24 protein-coding genes are annotated in these 25,744 nt (G+C 38.8%); 8 read left to right on the forward strand and 16 right to left on the reverse strand.

Features of this window, described 5'->3' with window-relative positions:
• Positions 1-7: 7 nt before the first annotated feature.
• From H9565_RS09505 to H9565_RS09535, 7 genes are all read right to left on the reverse strand, one after another.
• Positions 8-2,227: an NADP-dependent isocitrate dehydrogenase gene (locus H9565_RS09505; protein WP_215439021.1), complete on the reverse strand. Its 2,220-nt coding sequence runs from the start codon at positions 2,225-2,227 to the stop codon at positions 8-10.
• 706 nt (positions 2,228-2,933) lie between these two features.
• Entirely contained in the window at positions 2,934-3,284 is a 351-nt protein-coding gene (gene rplS / locus H9565_RS09510; protein ID WP_215439022.1) for a 50S ribosomal protein L19, read from the reverse strand.
• A gap of 142 nt (positions 3,285-3,426) precedes the next feature.
• Positions 3,427-4,101, reverse strand: a complete 675-nt coding sequence (gene trmD, locus H9565_RS09515; RefSeq protein WP_215439023.1) for a tRNA (guanosine(37)-N1)-methyltransferase TrmD — start codon at positions 4,099-4,101, stop codon at positions 3,427-3,429.
• Between the two features lie 11 nt (positions 4,102-4,112).
• Entirely contained in the window at positions 4,113-4,556 is a 444-nt protein-coding gene (locus tag H9565_RS09520; protein WP_215439024.1) for a GNAT family N-acetyltransferase, read from the reverse strand.
• A gap of 42 nt (positions 4,557-4,598) precedes the next feature.
• Positions 4,599-5,219, reverse strand: a complete 621-nt coding sequence (locus tag H9565_RS09525) for a tRNA (guanine-N1)-methyltransferase (RefSeq protein ID WP_215439025.1) — start codon at positions 5,217-5,219, stop codon at positions 4,599-4,601.
• Between the two features lie 148 nt (positions 5,220-5,367).
• A complete protein-coding gene (locus H9565_RS09530; protein ID WP_215439026.1) occupies positions 5,368-6,816 on the reverse strand; it encodes a glyceraldehyde-3-phosphate dehydrogenase in 1,449 nt (482 codons plus the stop codon).
• Positions 6,817-6,930: 114 nt separating this feature from the next.
• Positions 6,931-8,322, reverse strand: coding sequence for a S1C family serine protease (locus H9565_RS09535; protein ID WP_215439027.1), 1,392 nt, complete (start codon positions 8,320-8,322; stop codon positions 6,931-6,933).
• A gap of 190 nt (positions 8,323-8,512) precedes the next feature.
• Between H9565_RS09535 and dapF the strand changes: the two genes are divergently transcribed.
• The 4 genes from dapF to H9565_RS09555 all read left to right on the forward strand — a co-directional run bounded on the left by dapF (position 8,513) and on the right by H9565_RS09555 (position 11,626).
• Positions 8,513-9,289, forward strand: coding sequence for a diaminopimelate epimerase (dapF, locus tag H9565_RS09540; RefSeq protein ID WP_215439028.1), 777 nt, complete (start codon positions 8,513-8,515; stop codon positions 9,287-9,289).
• Positions 9,283-9,807 (forward strand): GNAT family N-acetyltransferase, encoded by a 525-nt coding sequence (locus H9565_RS09545; protein WP_215439029.1) that lies wholly within the window; start codon positions 9,283-9,285, stop codon positions 9,805-9,807. Before dapF ends, H9565_RS09545 begins: the two co-directional genes overlap by 7 nt.
• Positions 9,807-10,850, forward strand: a complete 1,044-nt coding sequence (mltG, locus tag H9565_RS09550) for an endolytic transglycosylase MltG (protein ID WP_215439030.1) — start codon at positions 9,807-9,809, stop codon at positions 10,848-10,850. The genes H9565_RS09545 and mltG overlap by 1 nt, the downstream gene beginning before the upstream one ends.
• Before the next feature lie 146 nt (positions 10,851-10,996).
• Positions 10,997-11,626: a hypothetical protein gene (locus H9565_RS09555; RefSeq protein ID WP_215439031.1), complete on the forward strand. Its 630-nt coding sequence runs from the start codon at positions 10,997-10,999 to the stop codon at positions 11,624-11,626.
• Between the two features lie 135 nt (positions 11,627-11,761).
• Here the strand turns inward: H9565_RS09555 and H9565_RS09560 are convergent, their stop codons facing one another.
• The 5 genes from H9565_RS09560 to dnaA form a co-directional block, all read right to left on the reverse strand.
• On the reverse strand, positions 11,762-12,151 hold the full coding sequence (locus H9565_RS09560) for a RidA family protein (protein WP_215439032.1): 390 nt from the start codon (positions 12,149-12,151) through the stop codon (positions 11,762-11,764).
• A gap of 140 nt (positions 12,152-12,291) precedes the next feature.
• Complete coding sequence (locus tag H9565_RS09565; protein WP_215439033.1) at positions 12,292-12,855, reverse strand: Crp/Fnr family transcriptional regulator; 564 nt, start codon at positions 12,853-12,855, stop codon at positions 12,292-12,294.
• Positions 12,856-13,068: 213 nt separating this feature from the next.
• On the reverse strand, positions 13,069-13,794 hold the full coding sequence (locus H9565_RS09570) for an SAM-dependent methyltransferase (RefSeq protein WP_215439034.1): 726 nt from the start codon (positions 13,792-13,794) through the stop codon (positions 13,069-13,071).
• 13 nt (positions 13,795-13,807) lie between these two features.
• Positions 13,808-14,254, reverse strand: coding sequence for a low molecular weight protein-tyrosine-phosphatase (locus H9565_RS09575; RefSeq protein WP_215439035.1), 447 nt, complete (start codon positions 14,252-14,254; stop codon positions 13,808-13,810).
• 6 nt (positions 14,255-14,260) lie between these two features.
• Positions 14,261-15,685, reverse strand: coding sequence for a chromosomal replication initiator protein DnaA (gene dnaA / locus H9565_RS09580; protein ID WP_215439036.1), 1,425 nt, complete (start codon positions 15,683-15,685; stop codon positions 14,261-14,263).
• A gap of 207 nt (positions 15,686-15,892) precedes the next feature.
• On the opposite strand from dnaA, the gene H9565_RS09585 reads away from it, so the two are divergent.
• The gene (locus H9565_RS09585) at positions 15,893-16,300 is read left to right on the forward strand and encodes an acyl-CoA thioesterase (RefSeq protein ID WP_215439037.1); all 408 of its coding nucleotides are present in this window, start codon (positions 15,893-15,895) and stop codon (positions 16,298-16,300) included.
• Positions 16,301-16,554: 254 nt separating this feature from the next.
• Positions 16,555-21,075: a DUF7507 domain-containing protein gene (locus H9565_RS09590; RefSeq protein ID WP_215439038.1), complete on the forward strand. Its 4,521-nt coding sequence runs from the start codon at positions 16,555-16,557 to the stop codon at positions 21,073-21,075.
• 6 nt (positions 21,076-21,081) lie between these two features.
• On the opposite strand, the gene H9565_RS09595 is transcribed toward H9565_RS09590, so the two are convergent.
• Genes H9565_RS09595 through ribD form a run of 4 tightly spaced genes read right to left on the reverse strand, consistent with a single transcriptional unit; the run spans position 21,082 to position 24,247 of the window.
• Positions 21,082-21,699, reverse strand: coding sequence for an IMPACT family protein (locus H9565_RS09595; protein ID WP_215439039.1), 618 nt, complete (start codon positions 21,697-21,699; stop codon positions 21,082-21,084).
• Positions 21,699-22,562: a DMT family transporter gene (locus H9565_RS09600; protein WP_215439040.1), complete on the reverse strand. Its 864-nt coding sequence runs from the start codon at positions 22,560-22,562 to the stop codon at positions 21,699-21,701. The genes H9565_RS09595 and H9565_RS09600 overlap by 1 nt, the downstream gene beginning before the upstream one ends.
• Before the next feature lies 1 nt (position 22,563).
• Positions 22,564-23,169: an HAD family hydrolase gene (locus H9565_RS09605; RefSeq protein ID WP_215439041.1), complete on the reverse strand. Its 606-nt coding sequence runs from the start codon at positions 23,167-23,169 to the stop codon at positions 22,564-22,566.
• Entirely contained in the window at positions 23,162-24,247 is a 1,086-nt protein-coding gene (gene ribD / locus H9565_RS09610) for a bifunctional diaminohydroxyphosphoribosylaminopyrimidine deaminase/5-amino-6-(5-phosphoribosylamino)uracil reductase RibD (protein ID WP_215439042.1), read from the reverse strand. The genes H9565_RS09605 and ribD overlap by 8 nt, the downstream gene beginning before the upstream one ends.
• A gap of 88 nt (positions 24,248-24,335) precedes the next feature.
• Here ribD and H9565_RS09615 point away from each other — a divergent pair, with 88 nt between their 5' ends.
• Together H9565_RS09615 and prmC are read left to right on the forward strand one after the other, a co-directional pair.
• Positions 24,336-24,821: a GNAT family N-acetyltransferase gene (locus H9565_RS09615; protein ID WP_215439043.1), complete on the forward strand. Its 486-nt coding sequence runs from the start codon at positions 24,336-24,338 to the stop codon at positions 24,819-24,821.
• A gap of 18 nt (positions 24,822-24,839) precedes the next feature.
• On the forward strand, positions 24,840-25,700 hold the full coding sequence (gene prmC, locus H9565_RS09620; RefSeq protein WP_215439044.1) for a peptide chain release factor N(5)-glutamine methyltransferase: 861 nt from the start codon (positions 24,840-24,842) through the stop codon (positions 25,698-25,700).
• Positions 25,701-25,744 lie beyond the last annotated feature (44 nt).

Genomic DNA, 25,744 nt, shown 5'->3' on the forward strand with positions numbered 1-25,744 from the left:
ATAATGGTTATAATGTATCCAAGATAGAATTAAAAGTCTCACTAGGTCTCATTGCCTTAGCGGCAAGTTCTGCATCTGGCTTGTAGTACCCTCCAATGTCTTGAGGTTTACCTTGAGCTTGCATTAGCTCCTCTACAATTTTAGATTCTTGAGATTGAATAGCTTCATAGACTTTAGAGAAAGTAGCCTTTAATTCGGCATCCTTATCTTGTTCGGCCAAAGCCTCGGCCCAGTACATGGCCAAGAAGAAGTGGCTTCCACGTGTATCTATTTCTTTTACCTTTCTTGAAGGCGATTTATCGTTAATCAAGAATTTTTCCGTGGCACTGTCCAAAGCATCACCTAAAATTCTAGCTTTTTCATTTTGATTTTTTTCTCCGTAGAAATCCAAAGAAACTCCTAAGGCAAGAAATTCGCCCAAAGAATCCCAACGTAAATGGCCTTCTTCTATGAATTGTTCCACGTGTTTTGGAGCTGATCCACCTGCACCGGTCTCAAAAAGACCACCACCGTTCATAAGTGGTACAATAGATAACATTTTTGCACTGGTACCCACTTCTAGAATAGGGAACAGATCTGTAAGATAATCTCTAAGCACGTTCCCGGATACGGAAATAGTGTCTTTACCTTCTTTCATTCTTGCCAAGGTAAATTCAGTAGCTTTCTTAGGAGAAAGAATGCGAATGTCTAACCCAGTGGTATCATGATTAGGTAAGTAAGTGTTTACTTTTTTGATAAGTTCTACATCATGCGCCCTATTTTCATCTAACCAGAAAACTGCAGGGTCATTTGTTGCTCTTGCTCTGGATACGGCCAATTTTATCCAATCCTGGATAGGAGCATCCTTAACTTGGCACATACGCCAGATGTCACCTTCTTCAACCGCATGTTCTTCTAAAACTTTATCAGAGTTGATGTCTACTACTTTTACGGTTCCAGCAGCCCCAATTTCAAAAGTTTTGTCATGAGAACCATACTCCTCAGCCTTTTGGGCCATTAAACCTACATTGGGAACGGTTCCCATAGTAGTAGGGTCAAAAGCACCGTTCTTTTTACAGAAATCGATTGTGGCCGAGTATATTTCTGCATAACTGCTATCCGGAATTACCGCTTTGGTATCCTGTGGTTTTCCTTGGGCGTTCCACATTTGACCAGAATTACGGATCATAGCCGGCATTGACGCATCAATAATAATATCCGAAGGAACGTGAAGGTTGGTAATACCCTTGTCCGAATTTACCATGGCCAATTCCGGACCTTCGTTTATAGCTTTTTGAATATCTTTTTCAATAGCCTCTTTTTTATCCGCTGGCAGCTCATTTAGCTTGGCGAACAAGTTTTCAAGACCGTCATTTGCACTAATTCCTAAAGTTTTGAACGTATCTTCATATTTGTTGAATACATCTGCAAAGAAAACTTCAACGGCATGTCCAAAAATAATTGGATCGGAAACTTTCATCATGGTAGCTTTCATGTGAAGCGAGAACAACACACCTTGGTCTTTGGCGTCTTGCACCTGCTTTTTCAAAAATGCGACAAGTGCATTTTTGCTCAAAACGGTAGCATCTATGATTTCACCTTCTAGAAGACCTAATTTATCTTTAAGAACTTGGGTTTCTCCATTGTTCTTGACCAATTCTATTCTTATATCCGTAGGTTGGGCAAGTGTCAATGATTTCTCATTGGCTTTAAAATCCCCATGATCCATTGTGGCAACATGGGTTTTGGAATCAGGACTCCAAGCCCCCATGGAGTGTGGGTTTTGTTTCGCGTAATTTTTTACGGCGCGTGGAGCTCTACGATCGGAGTTTCCTTCTCGTAGTACCGGGTTTACGGCGCTACCTTTAATTTTGTCATATCTAGATTTAATATCCTTTTCGGCTTCATTGGAAGGCTCGTCCGGATAGCTTGGTAAATCATAACCATTGTCTTGTAATTCCTTAATGGCTTCCTTTAATTGTGGAACGGAAGCACTAATGTTAGGAAGCTTTATAATGTTTGCTTCTGGTTTTTTAGCCAAAGCACCTAACTCTTCTAAATCATTTGCGATTTTTTGCTCATCTTTTAGAAAATCAGGAAATACTGCTATAATTCTTCCGGCCAAAGAAATGTCTTTGGTCTCTATGGTAACATTGGCCGTTTTGGTAAATGCTTTTACAATTGGTAAAAATGATTGTGTAGCTAAAGCCGGAGCTTCATCTGTTTTTGTATAAAAAATTTTGGACATGTAAGGAAAGGTTTAATTTAAAGCGGAGTAAATATACAACTTTATGTATTCTTCCAAGCCAAAAGATAAGGGGTTGTTTTGAGCTGTATCTCTTTATGGGCTATTTTAACAAAAACCTTGCGAATTAGGAAAAAAAAAGGCAAAACAAAAGCCATATCATTGTACTTGTACATTGATATGGCTTTTTAGAAACTGATATAGCAAACTTTCTTCCCTGTTCTTACGACAGATCGGCAACCATTGATTGCATTCGCATCACAATTTCAACGTTTGAGATGAATTGTACTTAATTATCGAACCAAGCTACAATTTATATCTCTTCATATTGTTTACACATTCTTTGTGCATATTTCCTAGACTTGCATCCGTTGAATATTTACAAATATGTTCACATAATCATTTCTCAAAAAGCGACAGCCTTTTGTTGATATGTTCGTTTTACTAAATGGCGTACTCTGAAATACATCTTTAAACATTTATAAAACCTAAACAATACTATAAAGAACGCTACCTCTATAACAATTTCAGAAGCTATCTTCGACAGATGTTTTCTTTAATTGTTTTATAAATGTAGGAAAAATAGTCTAAGTCACCAATTTTTTTAACATATTATAAATCAACAACTTATGAACTGCTGATATTAACAATTGTTCATAACCAAAAAATCCCGCTATAGCGGGATTTTTTTATTGTATGTATTCTTGGCTTAAGAACGTACCTCTTTAATACGTGCTTTTTTACCAGTAAGACCTCTAAAGTAGAAGATACGAGCTCTACGTACTTTACCTCTTTTGTTAACTTCAACCTTTTGTAAGGCTGGCATGTTTACTGGGAAAATACGTTCAACACCTACAGTACCTGACATTTTACGGATTGTAAAAGTTTCGGTAGCACCAGAACCTCTTCTTTGGATAACAACACCTCTAAAGAACTGAGTACGTGTTTTTTCACCTTCCTTAATTTCATAGTACACAGTGATAGTATCACCAGCTGAAAATTTTGGAAATTCTTTTTTTGGAACAAACTCGTCCTGAACGAATTTTAATAATTCTTCCATGATTTTTTTATTAATGATTATGCTATGGTCAACATTCACGATTTTCGTCAGAGGTTGATTTAACAGGCTGCAAAAATACTCTATAATTTAGAACTGACAATAATTTTTTTGATTTTTTGATATATCAAAATACGTAGGAATGTTACTCCAGCAGATCGGGTCTACGTTCTTCCGTTCTTTTTTGTGCTTGGTCTTCCCTCCATTTCTCTATTTTGGGAAAGTTGCCGCTCAAAAGCACTTCCGGTACTTTCATGCCTTTGTACTCTGAGGGTCTGGTATAGACAGGAGGAGCAAGGAGGTCATCCTGAAAGGTATCCGTCAACGCCGATGTTTCGTTGTTTAAAACCCCGGGAATCAACCTAATTACGGCATCACAAAGAATAGCGGCACCTAGTTCACCGCCAGAAAGTACATAATCGCCTATTGAAATTTCTCTGGTAATAAAAGCATCTCGTACTCTTTGGTCAACACCTTTATAGTGGCCGCAAAGTATGATTACATTGTTAAGCAATGAAATGCCGTTGGCCATTCTTTGGTTCAGGGTTTCCCCATCTGGTGTCATATAGATAATTTCATCGTACGTTCTTTCGGCCTTTAACTTAGAAATACACTTGTCTATAGGCTCTATCATAAGTACCATGCCCGCACCGCCACCAAATTGGTAATCGTCTACTTGGTTGTAGCTCTTGTCCGTGTAGTCCCGTATATTGTGCATGTGCACTTCAACTATGCCCTTTTCTATGGCTCGTTTTAAGATAGATGCGTTAAACGGGCTCTCCAACAATTCCGGTAAAACGGTGATAATATCAATACGCATTTTAGTTTGGGCTATGAATTAGTGCGCCAAAAGTAGTGAAAAGAGTGCGAATCTTTTTTCCACCCCAGCTTTTCATATAGCTTTTGTGCGGGATTATCCGTTGCCGTTTCTAGGGCTAACCCTTTAAACCCTTTTTTTGAACAGAATTCTTGTGCCGTACTCAGCAATGCGGAGCCTATGCCTTTTTTTCTTTGGGTTTGCTCTACATATAAATCGTTCAACACATAATAAGGGAGCATAGAAACGGATGAAAATGTAGTGTATAACTGGGTGAAGCCTACTGCTTCCCCGTCAATAAAAGCCATGAAAACTATAGATTCCGATTGGGAAAAGCGCTCTTTAAGAAAAGAAGTAGCGGCATTTATATCCGAAGGTTGTTGGTAGAAAACCCTGTAACTATCGAACAAAGGTGCTAACAATGGTATATGTGATGAGTTGGCTTGAATAATTTTCATAACACAAAGAATAAAAAAAAGCTCCGTGAGGAGCTTTTTAGATTATTTCTGTTTTTTGTACTTGTTGATTTCATCTTGCAGCTGCCTACTAATTTTTTGCTCCCTTTCTAAAGCCCTTCTGCGGTGGTCTTCATACTCAGTTTCCAGTTCTGCTAAATTAGTCTTGGCTTCCTGGGTTAGGATGTTACTGTTTCTAAATCTATATATAAAGAAAAGTAACAGTGCTAACAGAGAAGCAATAACGGTCCAAAGAATACCATTATATGTACTTTTTGAAACCATAATACCTAAAAAGGACATGCTGTCTTTTTCCTCGGTTACAGCTACCAAGTTGTTGGTAGTCTCTTCCAATTTTTTGTTTAGCGAACCTATTGTAGATTCGTGTCCGCCAATAGTAGCTTTTAGTTCGGCAGCTCTTTTGTTGTACCCTTTTAGTGTGTCAAGAACATTTTGGCGCAGTTTGTCCAATGAAATCGTACGTACGACCTCATATTTTTTTCCATCTGCACGATAATTACCAGATTTGGTAAAAATGTACTCAAATTGACTATCTATAGGCCCTTTATCAAGTGACAACTCTTCTTGAGCTTCCGCTTCTTGGGCAAATTGTAGGTTATATGCTAATAAAGCCGTTATCAGTAACAGGATTCTTAAGCCTTTCATGTTGAAGTGATTCTGTGAATTAATTATTTAGAGCCGACTAAAGTAATTCAATAATATCAATTAATAAAAAAAATCAAGGATAAGGTTGCTATTTAGTAGGGAATACCTTCAAAAAAGCAGAAAGTATTCCCTTGTAAGTAGCTTAAAATCAATAATAAGTATATCTTCTTACTTTTGATATGTATTTGGCCAAACGTATTACCTGATGCGAATAACCATACTCGTTGTCATACCAAATATAAAGTATAATATTTTTTCCACTGCCGTTAACAATTGTAGCGTTACTATCGTAAATGGAAGGTGCGTTTGTTCCTACGATATCCGAAGATACCATTTCCTTGCTCAAGGAATATTTTATTTGCTCTACCAAATCTCCCTCTAGGGCATACTTTTTTATAATGGCGTTAATACCATCTATAGAAGTTTTATTTTTCACTTCTAAGTTTAGAATAGCTAAAGAACCGTTGGGAACCGGTACCCTAATTGCATTAGAGGTAAGCTTGCCCTTTAATTCCGGTAGAGCTTTAGCTACTGCAGCACCTGCACCTGTTTCGGTTATGACCATGTTCAGAGCGGCTGCTCGGCCCCGTCTATGCTTGCTGTGCATGTTATCCACTAGGTTCTGGTCATTAGTGTAGGCATGTATAGTCTCCAAATGCCCTTTTGTAATTCCCAAGGAATCTTCAATAACACTTAAAATAGGGGTAATGGCATTGGTAGTACACGAAGCGGCTGAAAATATTTTAATAGCGTCCGGGTCATACGTTTTGTGATTAACCCCATGAACAATATTGGGTATCTCTTTTCCGGGAGCGGTAAGGAGTACGTGCGATGCACCTTCGGCTTCCAGGTGTCTGGCCAATTCGGTTTTGGTTCTGAAAGCCCCTGTATTGTCTATTATCAATGCATCGTTTATTCCATACTGGGTGTAATCGATTTTCTCAGGACGATCGGCGCTGATCATGTAAACGGTTGTACCGTTTATTATCAAGGCATTATTCTTTATATCTGTTTCTACCGTGCCGGAAAATTTACCGTGAACGGAATCAATACGTAAAAGATTGGCTCTTTTTTCCAGAATCTCATGGTTGTCCGCTTTTCGGGTTACGATAGCTCTTAAGCGCAGTTGATTGCCTTGACCGGTCTTTGCCATAAGCTCTCTAGCCAGAAGCCTACCTATTCTTCCAAAGCCATAAAGAACAATATCCTTAGGTTTTAAAGGTGGGGCATTGTCCGCGTCTTTTAGTTTGTCAAACACAAAGGCTTTTATATCCGTATTGTGATTGTCATCTGAGTGGTATTCATAGGTAAGCTTGCCAATGTCTAATTTAGCAGGAGGTAGCTGAATATCGTTTATGGCCCGCAATATTTCGGTGGAATCGAAAATAGAAATGGGTTTTTGGACAAATTCACCCGCATATTCATGCAGATTTATAATGTCACTTACGTTTTTGTCTATCACCTGATTTTTGAAAAGCACGATTTCTATCGTCTTATCATACCAAAGGTCACTGACCAGTTTTATGAATTCGGTTGTAGCTTTTCTTCTATCAGCCTGAAAGGCTAATTCTTTTTCGTAAGAAGCGTTAGATTTCATTTTGTTGAGTTGAGTTATATTTTGGTATAAAAGTAGCTATTTAGTGTTGTTTGAAACAATAGTAAACAAAAAAACACCTCAATTGAGGTGTTTTTAATTTAAAGTTTTAATGTCTTATTGAAAAATCAGGCGTTCTCTTTCTCCTTTTTCGTTAATCATTGTGATACTGGTTTTACCGTATCTAGAGATGCTTCCAAAAAGGTTTCTGGCCTCTTCAATATCGTTTATTTCATTATTGTCAACCGAAAGAAGAACTTTTCCTTCCAACCCATAACCACGGTAGGTTTCAGGTACACCAACAATTTTCACACCTTGTTTGGTCTTAAACTTTTTGTTGTCCTCTTTTGTTAAGTTCTTTACTTCAAGGCCCATTACCGGGACTATTACGGTCTGTCTTTTCTTAAGCATGACAGGCACGGTAAATTCTTCTCCGTCTCTATCAATAGTAACCTCTACAGAGTCGTTGGGTCTTTTAGCGGAAAGATAACCGGTAAGATCGGCAAATTTGCGAATCTTGATATTGTCTACTTTCTTTATGATATCTCCTTCTATCAGTTCGGCTTCGGCGGCTCCAGTTCCTTCTTCAACCCCGGAAATGTATACACCCTCAATCTCATTAAGTCCTTTTTCTATGGCGTAAGGCGTGTTTATGTTCAGGGTCTTAATTCCTAAAATGCCTTTTTGTACGTTTCCATATTCTAGGATATCATCAACTACTTTTTTGGCAATGTTGCTGGGAACTGCAAAGGAATAGCCCACATAGCTTCCCGTTTGTGATGTAATGGCGGTGTTGATACCCACAAGATCTCCGTTCGTATTAACTAATGCCCCACCACTGTTACCAGGGTTTACGGCTGCATCGGTTTGGATAAACGACTGATTTTTTCCTAAATCACGTGCTTTTGCACTTACTATTCCCGCAGTTACGGTAGAAGTTAGGTTAAAAGGGTTACCAACGGCCAAAACCCATTCACCTATTTTAACGTCATCGGAATCACCAAAGGCCAAATAAGGCAGATTGCCTTCAGCATCTATTTTAATTAGGGCGATGTCAGAGTTCGGGTCGGTGCCAATAAGTTCGGCATCATAAGTTTTGTTATTGTTTAGGGTAACCTGTAATTGATTTGCTTTGCTAATAACGTGGTTGTTCGTAACAATATAACCATCTTGCGAAATAATTACCCCAGATCCGGTTCCTACTTGAGGCCTTTCATTTCCTCCACTTCCGTAAAAGAAGTCCATAAGGCTATGGGGAGTTCTGTTAATGGTTACATTTTTAACGTGCACTACGGCATTTACGGTGTTTTCTGCCGCAATGGTAAAGTCAACCTCATTAATTCCCGCTCCTTTTGCAGAGGTAGGTGTAAGGCTCGTATTAAAAACCGAATGTCCTTCGTCTTGGGATATAACGGCGTAATTGGTGTTTTCAAAAAATAATTTGTAGCTGCCCAGAGTTATTGCTCCAGCAAAGAGGGCGATTAAAAAGGTACTGGCAATTTTTTTCATGTTATCGTTTTGTTTAAATTCTTTTGATATGTTAAAATTAGTCGTTTTTTAGGTGCGTTATATTTGCTTTAACTACTCTTTAACTGCTAAATATATCTTAATCCCTACTATTTCAGGTCGCTAAGTGGTGGACCAAAGAGGTTATTTCCGATAGGGATAAAAGCCTATATTTGTGTCTTTAAATAATTCTATGACACTTAGTTTTTACAAATATCAGGGCACCGGAAACGATTTTGTGCTCATCGATAATCGACAATTATATTTCCCCAAAAACGATACCAAACTGGTAGCTTCTTTATGTGACCGCAAGTTTGGCATAGGGGCAGACGGTTTAATACTTCTAGAAAATGACGAACTGTCAGATTTTAAGATGGTCTATTACAACGCAGACGGCCGTGAGGGCAGTTTGTGCGGTAACGGCGGCCGTTGTACCGTAGCTTTTGCCAATTTTTTGGGTGTTATAGATAAAGATACCGTTTTTAATGCTGCAGATGGTAAGCACCAGGCAACTATAGCTAATGGTATTGTTAGCTTGCAGATGCAGGATGTATCCGAAATAAAAGAGAAACCGGAGTATGTATTCTTGGACACGGGTTCGCCCCACCACGTGCAAATGGTAAAGTCCGTTCAAGATTTTGAAGTTTATAAAGAAGGGAAAAAGTTGCGTTACGGAATGTACGGACAAACCGGAAGCAACGTTAATTTTGTTGAAACCTTGGATAATGATGCTTTTGCCGTAAGAACTTATGAGCGTGGTGTAGAGGGTGAAACTTTATCTTGCGGAACTGGAGTTACAGCTGTAGCAATAGCCATGCATAACGCCGGAAAAACATCGGCAAATAGAATAAAAGTGAATACTCAGGGCGGTGAGCTAGAGGTAGAGTTCGCTAAAAAGAATGGTGTGTACGAGCAGATTCATTTAATTGGCCCTGCCAAACAGGTGTTCAAAGGAGAGATCGAATGTTAAGTTTAAATGGAGAACATATAAATCTGCGGGCTTTAGAACCCAATGATCTAGATTTTCTCTACGAACTTGAGAATAACACCCAGATGTGGGAAATAAGTGGTACGACCACCCCATATTCAAAACATGTACTAGCGCTTTATTTGGAAAACGCCCATAGGGACATTTATGATGTTAAGCAATTGCGGCTCTGTATCTGCAATAAGCAGAATTCAACAATTGGACTTATTGACCTATTTGATTTTGATCCTAAGAATTTTAGGGCGGGAATAGGTATAGTTATTTTGGATAAAGAAAAGAGGAACCAAGGAGTAGGGGCAGAGGCCATTCAATTGGTGTGTGATTATGCTCATAAGGTCTTAAATATGCGGCAACTTTACGCCAATGTATTGGAGGGTAATGACCCAAGCATTCATTTGTTCAAGAAGATGGGTTTTGAAGAGGTGGGAATTAAAAGAGATTGGATTTTTTCCGAAGGGAAGTATATAAATGAAATTTTGTTTCAAAAAATAAATACCTAATGTATATAAAACGTATTCTAGTATTTATAGCAATTGCCGGTCTTGTAGGCGGTGGAATCTTTGCTTACACGGTTTACAACGCCATTTTTGCGCCTAATACGGCTTTTGAAAATAACGAAGCCTTTGTATTTGTGCCTTCGGATGCAGATTTTAACGAAGTAAAGGAGTTGGTATCTCCACTTCTTAAGGATATGGGTTCTTTTGAGAAAGTGGCACAGCGTAAGGGGTACGCCGCCAATGTAAGAGGAGGTAAGTACGCTATTAAAAAGGGGGCGAACAATAATGATATTGTAAACTCACTCCGTAGTCAGAATATACCTGTAAAAGTTGCATTTAACAACCAGGAAACATTAGCGGACCTAGCCGGTAGAATAGCGATGCAAATAGAGCCGGATAGTATAACCTTGTTGAAGGCATTTACAGATGAAGCTTTCTTGAAAGCTAACGGATTTAATAGGGATACGGAGTTGGCTATGTATATACCCAACAGTTACGAATTTTTCTGGAATACTTCCGGGAAAGAATTCAGGGAGCGTATGCTAAAGGAATACAAACGTTTTTGGACGGATGCTCGTTTAGCCAAGGCAAAAGCATTAGGGCTTTCTCCCGAAGAGGTGATTACTTTGGCCTCTGTAGTACATAAAGAAACCGCAAAAGTTGATGAGCGCCCAAGAGTAGCAGGCGTTTACCTTAATCGTTTACGAAGGGGAATATTACTTCAAGCAGACCCTACGGTAATTTATGCCATAAAAAAGCACAGCGGCAACTTTAACACTGTGATCAAAAGAGTGCTTTATAAGGATTTGGAATTAGATTCTCCGTATAACACCTATAAGTACGCAGGTCTACCACCAGGGCCAATTGCTATGCCGGATATTACGGCTATTGATGCGGTTCTTAGTCCGGAAAAGCACGATTACCTCTACTTTGTAGCCAATGTGGAAAATTTTGGATACCACAAATTTGCTAAGACTTTAGCCCAGCACAACCGCAATAAAGCGCAGTATGTCCGGTGGATAAATGCTCAAAAAATTAATAGATAGGCATTTTGTCCGTAGTTTAATACTTGTTAACTAAAACGGTATATTTTTAACAAAGCATTCTAAAATGTAAGACTAAAACGGGCTTATCTTTGCCCCTCGTAATCTAAGCAGGTTAAATTTTCGTAAGTCTTAGGTAAATATAATGTATGAGAAAGTGGCTAGGATTTTCAAGCCCCCTAATCATTACCTTTATTTTATTGAGTTTCGGATTTGAGTCTAAAGAGGTGAAAGTGCCGGAAACCCTTAAAGTAAATCAACCTACTGAAGTTTTGTTTCCCAAAAACAAAACTATGCATTCAACGATATTGATAGCTCCGCCTTTTTTAGGGAGTTCTTATATCGGATTTAAAGAAGCTCTAGCGTTTAAAGAATCGCAGGGTAACTATTTTACAACAAATACACTTGGGTATTTGGGAAAATACCAGTTTGGTATTGGTACCTTACAGCTTATGGGTGTGTATAACGCAACAAGTTTCTTAAACGACCCAGTGTTGCAAGAAAGAGCTTTTCACACGAATGTAGCTCGTAATAAGTGGATTTTGAGAAGAGACATTGACCGTTTCGTTGGAAAACGAATAGGTGGTGTTGAAATTACGGAATCCGGAATGTTGGCCGCGGCCCATTTGGCCGGTGCCGGTAACGTTAAAAAGTATCTACGATCGTGGGGTGCGTTTGATGTATCGGACAGTTACGGAACAACAATAGCAATTTACATGAAAAAGTTTTCAGGATACGATATGTCATATGTTTCGCCAAGACGAAACCCTAAAGTGTAACTATCGCCTATTTAAGATTTAATGTACATATGAAAGTGGACGAGCCCCAATAGAAATATTGGGGTTTGTTTTTTTCCGGTCGTTTTCTATCTCGATTTTAGGGTATTTTTAATCGTGAATACCTTAATTCAGATGTTATTTTATGACTGTAGCTTCCAGTTCTATTTTTAATATTTCAAAAAGGCCTTTAACCTCCAGTAAGGTGCTTGCCTGCTGTATGTTGTGCTTGGTTGTCCAATTTTGGAAAATATCAAAACACGTAAACAGCTCTTCAGTTGAAGTTGTATAAAGGTTTAATCTCACAATATTTTTACATTCATATCCGGCATCCTCTATTACGCGTTCCAAATTTTCTATAGATTGAATTAATTGGGCTTTCATGCTAGCAGTGCTAGATTTACCTTCATCATCTATTGCGGTTTGCCCGGAAATATAAAGCGTGCCTTTTGGGTTCGTAACTTCTACGGCTTGTACATAACTTCTTTCGTCTTGCCATTTCCACGGGTTAATTATTCGTTTTTCCATATTGCTTTTTTTTGTGTACGCAGTAGCTAATTATATACTTTATTTGTTAATACTTGTGCTTTGCCATCTACACTGCAAATATTTAACTAATGGTATGGTTATAGCGTGACATACATCACAATTGTAAAGAAGCTCAAATTTTATGAGGAAAGGCGGCTAAGTGTCTCGCGGGACACACCTAAGTAAGAAGCTAGCAGAGTTTTAGGAACGCGTTGAAATAATATGGGGTACTGTTTAAGAAGTTGCTCATACCTTTCTTTAGCATTTGAAGTTAAAAAAGATAAGATTCTATTTTGCGATGCAATATGCCCTAAATTCGACTTTTGGAGAAAAAAATGCTGCATTTTGGGTAATTCATCGGATAGTTTTTGGTAATTGTCAAGACTTAGGGAAAATACTAAAGTGTCTTCAATGCATTGTAGTGCCATTTTAGCTTTAGTTTGTGAGAAATAGGCAGAAAAATCGCTTTCCCACCAGTTTTCCATGGCAAAGGATACAATATGTTGTTTCCCATTTTTGTCATCGTAAACTAATTTTAATAGCCCGGAAATCACAAAATAGCAATGCGTTACATGTTCTCCTTCTTTAATGATAAAATCATTTTTTTTGTGCTTTTCTAATGAGAAATGAGATAAAATAAAAGAGAACTCCTCGTCCGTAAGAGCTATCAAGTTTTCAATATTTTCTTTTAATCTATCTTTCATTAAGTAGAAATTCCAATTTGGGTGCTATATTAGAAAAAAAAGGTTAAGGATTAATGGTGTAATAAAGCAGCTACTTTAGAGTAACTTTTAAGAACACTAAAAATACTGGTTAATTTAGGCTTATATCAAAAGTCAGCTAGTAAAATGAAAAAATAATCTGGAGTGGAGTAAATAATTGTTCCAGAATAAGATTTAAAAACTCAAAAAGTAGAATTACCCTTGAATAATAAAGATAGCTGGGCGCTTATGAAGTGATTCTACTTTGGAGCGTTTCCAGTCGGCAATGGTTTTGGTTTGTATATATTCCTCAGGTAGGGTCACATCGCAAGCTATACATACTCTGGTGTTAGGGTGTAGTGTTTTAAGCAGCTCTGCAAAGAGCTTGTCGTTTCTATAGGGGGTTTCTATGAACAATTGCGATTGTCCGTAATCTTTGCTTAGCTTTTCCAACCTCTTAATGGCACTCTTACGCTCAGACCCGTCAATGGGCAGGTAACCGTTAAAAGCAAAGCTTTGGCCGTTCATGCCACTGGCCATAAGGGCCAATACAATAGAGGATGGGCCCACTAGGGGTACTACCTGAATGTTTTTTTCATGTGCTATTTTTACCACGTCCGCACCGGGATCGGCAATACCGGGGCAACCGGCCTCGGATAAGATTCCTGTGTTGAAACCGTCTAAACAGGATTGTAAAAATGTGGGTATTTCCTCGGCTTCGGTGTATTTGTTAAGAACGGATAATTGAAGGCTGGGCTGTGATTTTCTGGGGCTTATCTTTTTTATAAAGCGTCTGGCCGTTTTTTCGTTTTCAACAATATAATGGTCAATCTGTTCTATGGCCTGTTTTATGGAAATGGGTAATACTTCCAAAGGTTCATTATCGCCCAATGTAGTGGGTATTAAATATAACTTTCCCTGGTTTTCATTGTAGTTGGCCATAATCCTAAATGGGTTAAAGTTTTTTTGCAATAGACGTGCAAGCGGTGTCTATAAGTTGAAATACCTTTTCAAATCCATTGTCGTCCCAATAGGGGTCCGGCACTTCAATTACAGGTAATTCTACCTCCGTAAGCAATAACTTTACTTTTTTAGCATCATCAGGAGAATCGGCTAAATTTAGAATGTTGTTAAGATTGCTACGGTCCATAGCATAAATTACATCAAATTTTTTAAAATCCGACTTTTGGAATTGACGACAACGCTGATTTTCTATGTCCAGCCCATGTTTCTTGGCAACGGCAATAGAGCGCGGGTCCGGTGGGTTGCCAATGTGGTAACCTCCCGTTCCGGCAGAGTCTACAAAAACGTTTTCCGGGTCAACTTTAGCCTGTAGAATGCCTTCCGCCAATGGCGACCTGCAAATATTGCCAAGGCAGACCATTAAGACTTTGGTTTTCATAAGGATTTAAGAAAATTTCTTGGTAAGGTCTTCTATGTATTTTCTGAATTGCTTATCGGTCTCCGCTAGGTTATCAACCGTTTTACAAGCGTGCAGTACGGTAGCGTGGTCTCTTTTTCCTATTTGTGAACCTATACTGGCCAATGATGCCTTGGTAAACTTTTTGGCAAAGAACATAGCCAACTGTCTGGCCTGTACAATGTGGCGCTTTCTAGTTTTGGATTGAAGCGTTGCCACATCCATCTCAAAGTAATCTGAAACCACTTTTTGGATATAATCTATGGAAACTTCACGTTTGGTGTTCTTAACGAACTTCTCAACTACTTGCTGGGCTAGTTCCAAAGTAACTTCCTTTTTATTGAAAGAAGATTGGGCTATTAATGAAATAATGGCACCTTCCAACTCACGAATATTGCTCTTAATGTGTTTAGCAACATAATCTATAATGTCGTCCGGCATTTCAACCCCATCTCTATATAGCTTGTTCTTGAGGATAGAAATTCGTGTTTCGTAATCCGGGTTCTGTAACTCTGCCGATAATCCCCATTTAAAACGGGACAATAAGCGTTGTTCAATATCCTGCATGTCTACCGGAGCTTTGTCCGAGGTTAGGATAACCTGCTTTCCGTTTTGGTGCAAATGATTGAATATATGAAAGAAAACATCCTGTGTTCCCGATTTTCCACTTAAGAACTGAACATCATCAATAATAAGCACATCTATCAATTGATAGAAATGGATAAAATCGTTTCTGGTGTTCTTTTTTACGGATTCTATGTATTGTTGCGTAAATTTTTCTGCGGAAATATAAAGAACGGTACGCTCTGGGTACTTGTCCTTAATTTCAACCCCAATGGCGTGGGCCAAGTGGGTCTTTCCTAAACCAACACCTCCAAATACCAATAATGGGTTAAAAGAAGTGCCCCCGGGCTTATTGGCCACGGCCATACCTGCTGATCTGGCCAAGCGGTTGGAGTCTCCTTCTAAGAAATTATCAAAATTATAATTGGGGTTAAGCTGGGATTCAATTTTTATGTTTCGAATACCGGGAATCACAAAAGGATTCTTGAGCTCTGGATTTTTTGATTTAATAGGAACGTCCATTTCTTGTGGACTCATTGTAGCTCTGTTAGAACTTGGAATCTTTTCCGTAAAAGGCTCTTTGTTGCCATAGGTGTTTTCCATTCTAATGATGTACACCAATTTTGCGGTCTCACCTAACTCTTTGGTAAGGGCTACTTTTAATAACTTTACGTAATGCTCCTCTAACCACTCATAAAAGAATTTACTGGGTACTTGAATACTCAAAGCATTATCAGATAACTTAATTGGTTTAATAGGTTCAAACCAAGTTTTGAATGCCTGCGGTTGAATATTGTCTTTAATAAAAGTTAAACAATTGTTCCATACGGAAATAGCAGTAACACCCATGTGAAAGTTTATCTTATTTTTGTTGGTTAGTGATTTCGTAAGTCGGTCGAAAGTATATGGGATAATCCTTACTTTCTCGGAGGGCAAATATGTGAACAAAAAAACTAAAAAAAAAATCAAACTCTATTGAATTTACCCTTTTTTTTTTGCATGTTCAGAACGCGAAAATCGAAATCTTTTAAAGATATAATTTTTACATGATAATATATGAGTTTTAACAAAATTTCTTTTAGAGTACGATATTCGGAAACAGACCAGATGGGAGTAGTGTATCACGGCAATTATGCGCAATACTTGGAGATGGGAAGGGTTGAGTGGTTACGAAGTAAAGGTATTTCTTACAAAAACATGGAAGAAAACGGAATTATGCTACCAGTGGTTTCTTTGTCGTTGAACTACAAAAAATCAGCCTTTTACGATGACCTCATCAGCGTTGAAACTAGGCTTAAAAAAACACCTTCGGTTAGGATAGAATTTGACTATGTCATCCGTAATGAAAAGCAGGAAATTCTTGTAGAAGCAAATACGGTTTTAGTGTTTGTTGATAAGAAAAGTAAAAGGCCTATTAGGTGCCCCCAAAACATCTTGGAGATTATAATTGAAAATGAGAAATAAGTTATTTTGTTGCATTGATTATTATCTAAATTTAAGCTTTGATATACGCATTTGAATTTGGTTTTTATTTTGTCTGACATATTTTTTATCCTCCAATTGAGGATGAACGAAACGAAATTATAAATACATGTGTTTAACGGGGTTAGAACAGAAAGTGATATTCAACCGATTTTTTGTGCAATTTAATGTCTATATAGCAATACCTAGGATTTAGTAATCGTTACGTGTTTTCATAAAGTATTGAATTCACTTATATGTCTAAACTTTTAGTATATATATTCTTGTTTTGTTGCACAACTCTCACGGCGCAGTTAGACCTTAATTTAACGCAATCCGAATCGGTTTGTTCTTCGGATGGAAGCATTACGGCTCAAGCTAATGGTGGTACGGAACCTTATCAATATAGAATTAGTAATGGTCCTGAACTTAGAGGTTTTCAATCCTCTGGCACTTTCTTGGCCTTGCAGCCCGGAATATATGACGTAGAGGTCAGAGATGCCAGTTTTGATGTTTTTACAGCGTCTATAGAAGTTTTGGGCAGTTATACCTTACCTAGTTTTAATGTAGCTATAACGCCACCATCGTGCTCCACAAGTACGGACGGAGAGGCTGTTCTTAATGGAAGTGATGGGAATTTGATAGGAACACCGGCATTTCCCACTTATAAATATCGTATTGTAGATTTAAGTACAACGCCCCAAACTATAATTCAGGAACAGAATTCGGATACCTTTACCAATCTATCAGAAGGAACATATACTTTTCAAATTGAAGATGGATGTCAAAATACGGTTAGTGAAACCGTAACTATCTCAGCCCCTTCTATTGAGGCGTTAGATGGTGCAATTGATTTTATTGAAAAAGCAGGTTGTGATACTTATGAGGCTGAGTATTCTTCTTATGGTCGCGGAGTTTATCCACATGATATCACGGTTACTGAAGATGGAACAGGAACTGTTATTTTTTCAGGGTCCGTTGGTAGTGACACTTCATACCCCATTGGAACCAATTACGATTTTGGTACGGCCTATACAGCCAATATTGTTGATGCCTGTGGACAAACGGAGCGTATAAATTTTGCATATTCTGCTGATATTGACATGTGGCGTCAAAAATCATTGGATTGTTCAGGAAATACTTCGTTTTTTGTTTTTGCATCCTTGGCTTCCAATAGTGTTCAGGAAAAGAGTGTACTGGTGCCGGCAACATTAACGTTGACCAATCAAACCGATGCGAGTGATGTTCTTGTTTACGCGTTTACTGATCCTGATAATCTTGAGGCGGAAATTAGTCGGACTGATATTATGCTTGGGGCTACCTATGATGTTACTTTAGAAGATAGCTGTAGCACTACATTAAGCACCACTTTAACATTTGATCCTGTAGCACCTACTGTGTTTGAAGCTACTGTAAGACCTGAACGTGGGTGTATGGACGGAACAACGGGTATGTCTTTTCGTGTGAGAAATGGGGGAACAAATTACGGGCGGGTTACCATTCTATCCGGACCGGCAAGTTTTACTTCGGAAAGCGGAGTGGTTACAACGTATAGTTATCCTAGGGTATTTGAAAATATGAGCAACAGTTCTGTTTTTCCCGTAGCGTTTCCTCCTGGAAATTACGAAGCGGAAATTTCGGATGGCTGCGAATCCGGAAATGTAACTTTTGAGATTTTGCCTTCGGAAACTGTTCAACACGATTTTACATTGGATTTTTTACAAAGTTGTGGTAATTCCAATACTTTGATTATTAATCCAAATGAGATAAAAGCTTCTGGGTCATCATTTTATACGAATGTAAATGTGGTGAATTCGGATACGGGAAGTACTGTGTTTCGAGAGAGTATTTCCTTTTTTACGGAAGGAACCCCGGTAAGTGTACCTAATCTTCCACCAGGAAATTATCAGCTATTTCTAGAGTTTCAGAGTGGGGGTAGTTGTAGTTCGGCGCTTCCATTTACTTGTCCTTGTGAACCTCAGACCGTTGATATTAATATTCCGGTATATGTTTCTACTTCGTTTGAAAACATAGTAGGGTATACCTGTACGGAGGGCTCGGGAGTTATTCTAGCGGAAGGATCCAATGGGGTAGCGCCTCATCAGTATGAAATTATTGATTCTTCAATTCCGACAAATATCGGGCGAACTTCAACAGATGGTGTTTTTACGGGAACAGATGAAGGTACCTATACGATTAGAATTACCGATAGTTGTGGTAATTCTGCGGATGGTGCATTTGAAGTAACTCCTTACGTACCGGATTTAGTTGCTAATTGTGATGCAACGGGAACAAGGGTGACCTTAATGGCCAATCCCGTTCCGGATGCAGTATTTACTTGGATTGACTCCATGGGCACTACAGTGCAGCAAGGCACGAGCAACGAACTTGTTTTTGACCCTTTTGACGCTTCTCAAGCAGGAGAATATACTTTACAAGTGGCTGTTCCGGGATTAAGTTGTACGGTTTATGATGGTTCCGTTACCATACCCGATTCTCCTTGTCAAGCTAGTATAGATGTAAGTAAAACGGTTGAATCTGGTCCAGTATATAACAGTGCTACGGATGAATATACCGTTACATATAGGATTACGGCCGACAATAGTGGTGGGCTGGCTGGTGCGTATGATGTTGTGGATACGTTTATTCTAGGAGCAGGATACACCTTAAATTCTGCAACTTTAGCTTATGGAGGAGAGAGCGATGGCATTGATGGAACTATTTTAAGTCCGTTTAACAGTGGAGATCAAATAATAACTTCGGAATCAATAGCCGGACTTCGTGCAGAAAGTTGGCTTGTAACCGCTATTTTTTCAGTGGATAAAAGTATTGTGGACCCAACTCAAAACTGTTCCAATGGAGGAGGGTTTAGGAATGATATAACTGCAACGGGAGATACGGACACTTCTAATAATAGCGCTTGTGTACCCGCGACAATTGGAAACCTGAATATTACCAAGGATGGTGTTTACGTAGATTCAGATTCTAATGGTTTAACAAATACAGGAGACACTATCAACTATACTTTTCTTGTGGTCAATACCGGTAACGAGATTATTTCGAATGTAATGGTGTCCGACCCACTTTTGGGAGGAGCAATATCTGGTCCTGCTTCTGGTGATACCAATGGAGACGGAGCTTTGGATGTAACGGAGACATGGATCTATAATGCACCGTACAGTATTACTCAGGCAGATATTGATAATGGCCAAGTAAATAACCTGGCTACCGCTAGTGGGGAAGATTCAAACGAAATTAATGTTGAAGGCACGTCTACAGATCCAACTCCTTGTACCACGTGTACCATAGACCCGCTGTGTGTTGATTGTACAATGACGGCTTTGCCCAATACCCTTGATATTGCGGTAACAAAAACCGTAAATTTGGATATTGTTGAGATAGAGGATGAAATATTTTTCACTATATCCACTACAAATAATGGTGCGGTAACCGCAAATAATATTAGAATATTAGAAATACTTCCCAATGGATTTGAGTATATCACTCATATTACCTCGTTAGGAAATTACAGTTCTGCAACGGGCGTATGGGATATTCCTACGTTAGGCAATAGCCAAACTGCTAATCTAAATATTCAGGCGCGTGTAGTTGATGGGATGGATTATGTAAACACAGCTAGGTTAACTGGTTTGGACGAAACGGATATAGACCCATCCAATGATGGAGCTAGTGTAGAAGTAGGTATTCGTGGAATAACTATTACTAAGGATGGTGTATATGTTGATTCCGATGCAGATGGTACAACCAATGTTGGGGATTCAGTTGCCTATACGTTTTCTGTAACCAATACAGGAACCGTGGAGCTAGCTAATATTGTGGTATCCGACCCGCTGTTAGGAGGGGATGTAACAGAACTTCCTAGTGGAGACGTTAATGGAGATGGGCTTTTAAATACCTCTGAGACTTGGGTGTATAGGGCATCTTATGCAATTACACAAACGGATATAGATAATGGACAGGTAAATAACTTGGCTAGTGTTGCAGGGGAAGACTCCAACGGTATGGTTACAACAAATATTTCTACGGACCCTACCCCGTGTGCGAGTTGTATTGTAGATACTTCTTGTATGGATTGTACTTTGATAGAACTTCCTATCTCCTATGTAGATTTAGCTTTGTCCAAGTCTGTGGATGCAAATTCTGCCGCAGTTGGAGACGAGGTAAATTTCACTATGACCGCACGTAATATTGGAACAGCTAGCGCTAGTAATATATCTATAACCGAAAGAATTCCTAATGGTTATTCCTATATTGAACACACAACAACGGCAGGGGTTTATAATGTGTCTAGTGCTCTGTGGGATATTGAAAGCTTAAGTAGCGGTCAATCCGCTGAACTGAATATACGGGTACGTGTTGTAGAAGCAACCGATTATTTAAATATCATAAGATTGATTCATGTAGACCAACCGGATACAGATGTTTCAAATGATGAAGCCAGCGCCCAAATTGAAATTGACGAACCTATTTGTCCTATCAATATTTTTAACGTCATAACACCAAATGGCGATGGTGCCCACGATGTTTTTCAAATTGCTTGTATTGAGAATTATCCTAATAATAGATTGATGATATACAATAGATGGGGGATAAAGGTGTACGAGCAAGAAGGGTATGCCAATACTTGGACCGGCATCTCGGACGGTCGTTCCACCTATGAAAGAGATGAATTGTTACCAGTAGGAACCTATTATTATGTTCTTGATCTTGGAGATGGTTCACAGTCTAGGGCTGGATATCTGTATTTGACTAGGTAAAAGGGGTTATGAGGTAATTGGTTTAACACCGATTTTATGTAACCCTTCAAAAGCTTTTAATAGGCTCTTTGCATCTCTTTTTCTAATGGAAACTATGATTTTACAGTCCATTTCCATTTGTTGGGATACAATGTTGCATTGACTTTGCTTTAAAATACGCATTACTTTATCCATTTCGGAGTACTCAAAGGAGAGCTCAAAGGATTCTTCAATAAGTCGCTCTTCAATTTTTGAAGCCTCTAAAGCCATTTGTGCCCCGGTTCGGTAGGCAGAAATTAGTCCTCCAATACCTAATTTTGTACCTCCAAATATTCGGGCAACGGCTACTAATACATTCGTAACTTCAAAAGACTGGATTTGTCCGTAAATAGGCATTCCGGCGGAGTTGTTGGGCTCTCCATCATCGTTTGCACGGTAGCTAGGTTGTTCAACTCCCATTTGCCAAGCGTAACATACATGGTTGGCGCCGGGGTGTTTCTTTTTTAATGCATCAATTATATCTTTAACTTCTTCCTCGTTTTCAACGGGAAACGTATATCCAAAAAACTTGCTCTTTTTTTCTTTGAACAGAATTTCTTCGGAGGGTTTGGCTATAGTTTTATATGTATCGGTTATTTCATCCATTAGCCAAAAGCAACTAAAATTATACTGGTTATGGCCAAAGCAATACCGCTCCAGTTTTTAGGACTTATCTTTTCTTTAAATAAAAGAATCCCTAAAAGTGTTGTGAACATGACTATGGCTACATTGTTTATGGTAAATACAGAGGCGCTGTTCAAGGTGTCGTTTTGCAATGCCTTTAAAAGAAAATAAATGGAAAAATAATTCACCACACCAAGTGCAATTCCACCAAATAGTGTGTTTAGATTAAAATTTGAGCGCAAATCCTTAAGTTTAAAAATAGTAATTATGAGTCCCATAAATGCGGCTGAGGCAAACACGGTTGCGGAAAATATTGGATAATCCTCTTCTTTAATGTGTATTTCCTGTATGTATTTTAGGCTGGCGTCAATTATACCGGACCCTAAAAATACTAGGGCAGGAAGTATAAGGGATGATTTTTTGAATTTTATGGAAGAATCTTTCACAGAAGCGAAATAAACCGCTGCCAGGGCAAGCAAAATTCCTATTACCTTAAAGGTTCCCAATTCTTCATTATACAATAACAGGCCAAAAATAACGGGAATCACAAATGACATTTTGGTGGCTACGGAGGTAACCGCAACACCCACTTTTTGTGAGGCCATGGCCATAAGGTTAAAGACCAAAATAAAAAGTATACCTAGAATAAAAGTACCTAAGAACCAAGGTTTTTCCGGTACTTCGGTTATTTGAGTTGTACCTTCATACCGTATAAGACCTACACTGCAGGCCACGAAATAATTGGCAACTATGGCAAAAAGCGTATTGACCTTAAAGCGGGTATATAGCTTAAAAATAATGAAGATGAGGCTAGATGCCAATATGCTTAATGCAAGGAACGCCATCTTATAATTTTGATTTCAATTGAATGATATCTTCCTTGCCCACCTGAATATTCCAACAGGTAATACCTAATTTTTCGGCGGCATCTGTATTTTCCTTGGTGTCATCTATAAAAAATGTTTCTTCGGCCTTGAGTCCGTTTTCGTTCAAAACAAATTGATAGATTTCCGCATTGGGTTTTCTTAGGTTGATTTCATGTGAGAGGTAAAACTTCTCAAATGGTTTTTTAAACCGTGTATAGCGGTCCACACCCATTTTTTGTTCTACATGGGTAATATGCAACTCGTTGGTATTACTGAGTAAAAAAAGTCGGTAATCGCCTTCTGAAGCAAGCTTTTCAATAAACTCTAGTCGTTCCTCAGGAAAATCCAACAGCATGGAATTCCATATGTTTTCAATTTCTGCGGTATTTGCTTTGGGATATTGCTTTTGGAGTTGGGTTACGAACGCTTCGGAGGTCATGCCGCCAACTTCGTAAATTCCGTTCAATTCCAATAGTTCCGGTGATAAATCTATGGAGCCTCCAAATTTTTCCATTTCTCGGAAGATGACGCCTTTATCCAAATTGATGAATACATCACCAAAATCAAAAATAATGTTCTTAATCATTGCTGTATATTTTTAGGGTGTCCGTCTCAATGAATTTAGTGCTGTTAAGCCTTCCTTTAAATTTTGGGGCAGCTATTCCTGATTTAAAATGACTCATGCCCGTAAAGACCCTTGCTTCATCCCATAGGCCGGAATCAATAAAAGTTTGCAGGGTTTGGCTTCCTCCTTCTATGAGAATACTGCTTATATTTTCTTGGTAAAGAACATCGCATATTTGCTGTGCTACGTCCTTATCAAAATTAATTTGATGATAGGTTACACCTGCATTGGGTTGGGTGGTCTTGACTGCTTCGGTTAAAACTAAAGTGTGCACGCTTCCATCCAAAACATGATAATCGCTACTTATTTTTAGTTTTCGGTCCAATATAACCCGAATAGGATTTTTACCGGTGTGCAGCCTAACACCCAATTTTGGGTTGTCCTCAATAACAGTGTTCGTGCCTACCAGAATACTTTGCTCCTCACTTCGCCATTGGTGTACCAGTTGTCTGGAATATGAATTTGTAATCCAAAAGGGCTCGGGGTCGGTGGCCCGTTCTTCTTTTTTCGGAGCGATAAAACCGTCTGTAGTCTCCGCCCATTTTAAAATAATGTAAGGGCGTTTATTTTCTTGAAAAGTTAGAAATCGGCGGTGGTGCGTACGGCATTCGTTTTCCAGACACCCCGTTAACACTTCACTTCCGGCATCTTTGAGCTTTTGAATACCTTTGCCTGCTACTTTCGTGTGCGGGTCTTTTAATCCAATGACAATTTTGGGTATACCATGCTTGGCAATCAAATCTGCACAAGGCGGTGTTTTTCCATAATGGGAGCAGGGTTCCAAGGTTACGTAAATGGTGGCTTCTTTAAGAAGTGATTGGTCTACTACGGAATTTATAGCGTTCACTTCGGCATGTGGCCCACCGTACGGACTGGTGAAACCTTCACCAATAATAATATCGTTATGAACAATTACAGCACCTACCATAGGGTTTGGGGCTGTGGTTCCTAAACCGTTTTTTGCTATTTCCAAACAGCGAAGCATATAGGTTTCGTCTTTGGATATTGTGGTTTTTGATTTGGATTTATTGGTGGACATAAACTTTGTTTGCGGTGTTTTAGATACTTAGCATGCGCACATTTCTACGTATCTTCACACTGTAAAAATAGAATTTTATTTGTTGGAAATGGGTGTAGTGAACATTCGCGCTATAAGAAAAGAGGATAATGCCCAAGTAGCCGCATTGATTCGTAAGGTGTTAGTGGATTTAGGGGCGCCAAAGGTAGGCACGGCTTACGCCGATGTAACCCTTGGCAGCATGTTCGAAAATTATGAAAAACCGCGTGCCGCATATTTTGTGGTGGAAGAAAACGGTACTATTTTAGGCTGCGCAGGAATTGCACAACTGGATAACTGCGAGGATAACATTTGCGAACTCCAAAAGATGTATTTTTTGGAAGAAGCCCGCGGACGTGGGATTGGCGCTGAAATGCTGCAAAAATGTTTGGAGAAAGCAAAAGAATTTAATTTTGATTGCATCTATCTGGAAACCATGCCCTATATGAAAGCCGCCCAAAAACTTTATGCAAAAATGGGATTTGAATACATAGATAAACCGTTAGGTGATACGGGACACTATTCCTGCCCGGTGTATATGCTTGCTAAATTGTAATGTATAGCCCCAATAACAATGTTTTTAAGAGAAATAAAGAATATTTATTACAAAGAATTGGATGCCCTGTATCCAAAGGAAGAAGTAGATAGTTTCTTCTATTTGCTTATAGACCATTATTTGCAATTGGAGCGTTTTGTACTGGCCTTACAGCCTAATTTGACGTTGACAAAAGAAGAGGAGCAACCGCTTTTTGAGGCTCTGGCCGGTTTAAAATTACATCGTCCGGTTCAATATATTATGGGGAGTACAACTTTTATGGACCTTGATTTTAAAGTGAACGAAAATGTGCTTATCCCAAGACCGGAAACTGAAGATTTGGTCCGTTGGATCGTTGAGGAGGTAGAGAGTAGTACTTTAAAAGGTGAAAGTATACGGATTTTGGATATCGGGACCGGCAGTGGTTGTATTGCTATTTCGTTGGCAAAGCTCTTGCAACAGGCTAAAGTTTCTGCTTTGGATATTTCAGAAAAAGCATTGCAAACAGCAAAAAAGAATGCGGAAATTAACTCGGTTAAGGTTAAATTTATTCAAGCGGATATTTTGAATTTGGATGGGTTTGCTTCGGATTTTGATATCATTGTTTCCAATCCTCCTTATGTGCGCGAACTAGAAAAGCGGGAGATGCACAAAAATGTTTTGGAACATGAGCCGGATATGGCACTTTTCGTTTCAGATGAAAATCCATTACTATTTTACGAGGCTATAACAAAACTGGCCAAAGAAAGTCTTTCGGAAAAGGGTAGGCTCTTTTTTGAAATCAACCAGTATTTGGCAAAAGAAACGGAAGCACTTTTGCGGGAATATAATTTTTCAGAAATTGAGGTCCGAAAAGATATATTTGGTAATGACCGAATGACAAAGGGAGTTTTGGGGTAATTCGCCTTGAACAAAAACTTCAAACAGATATTAAATTAGAGTAA

The sequence above is a fragment of the Zobellia russellii genome (assembly GCF_018728565.1).
Taxonomy (GTDB): Bacteria; Bacteroidota; Bacteroidia; order Flavobacteriales; family Flavobacteriaceae; genus Zobellia; species Zobellia russellii.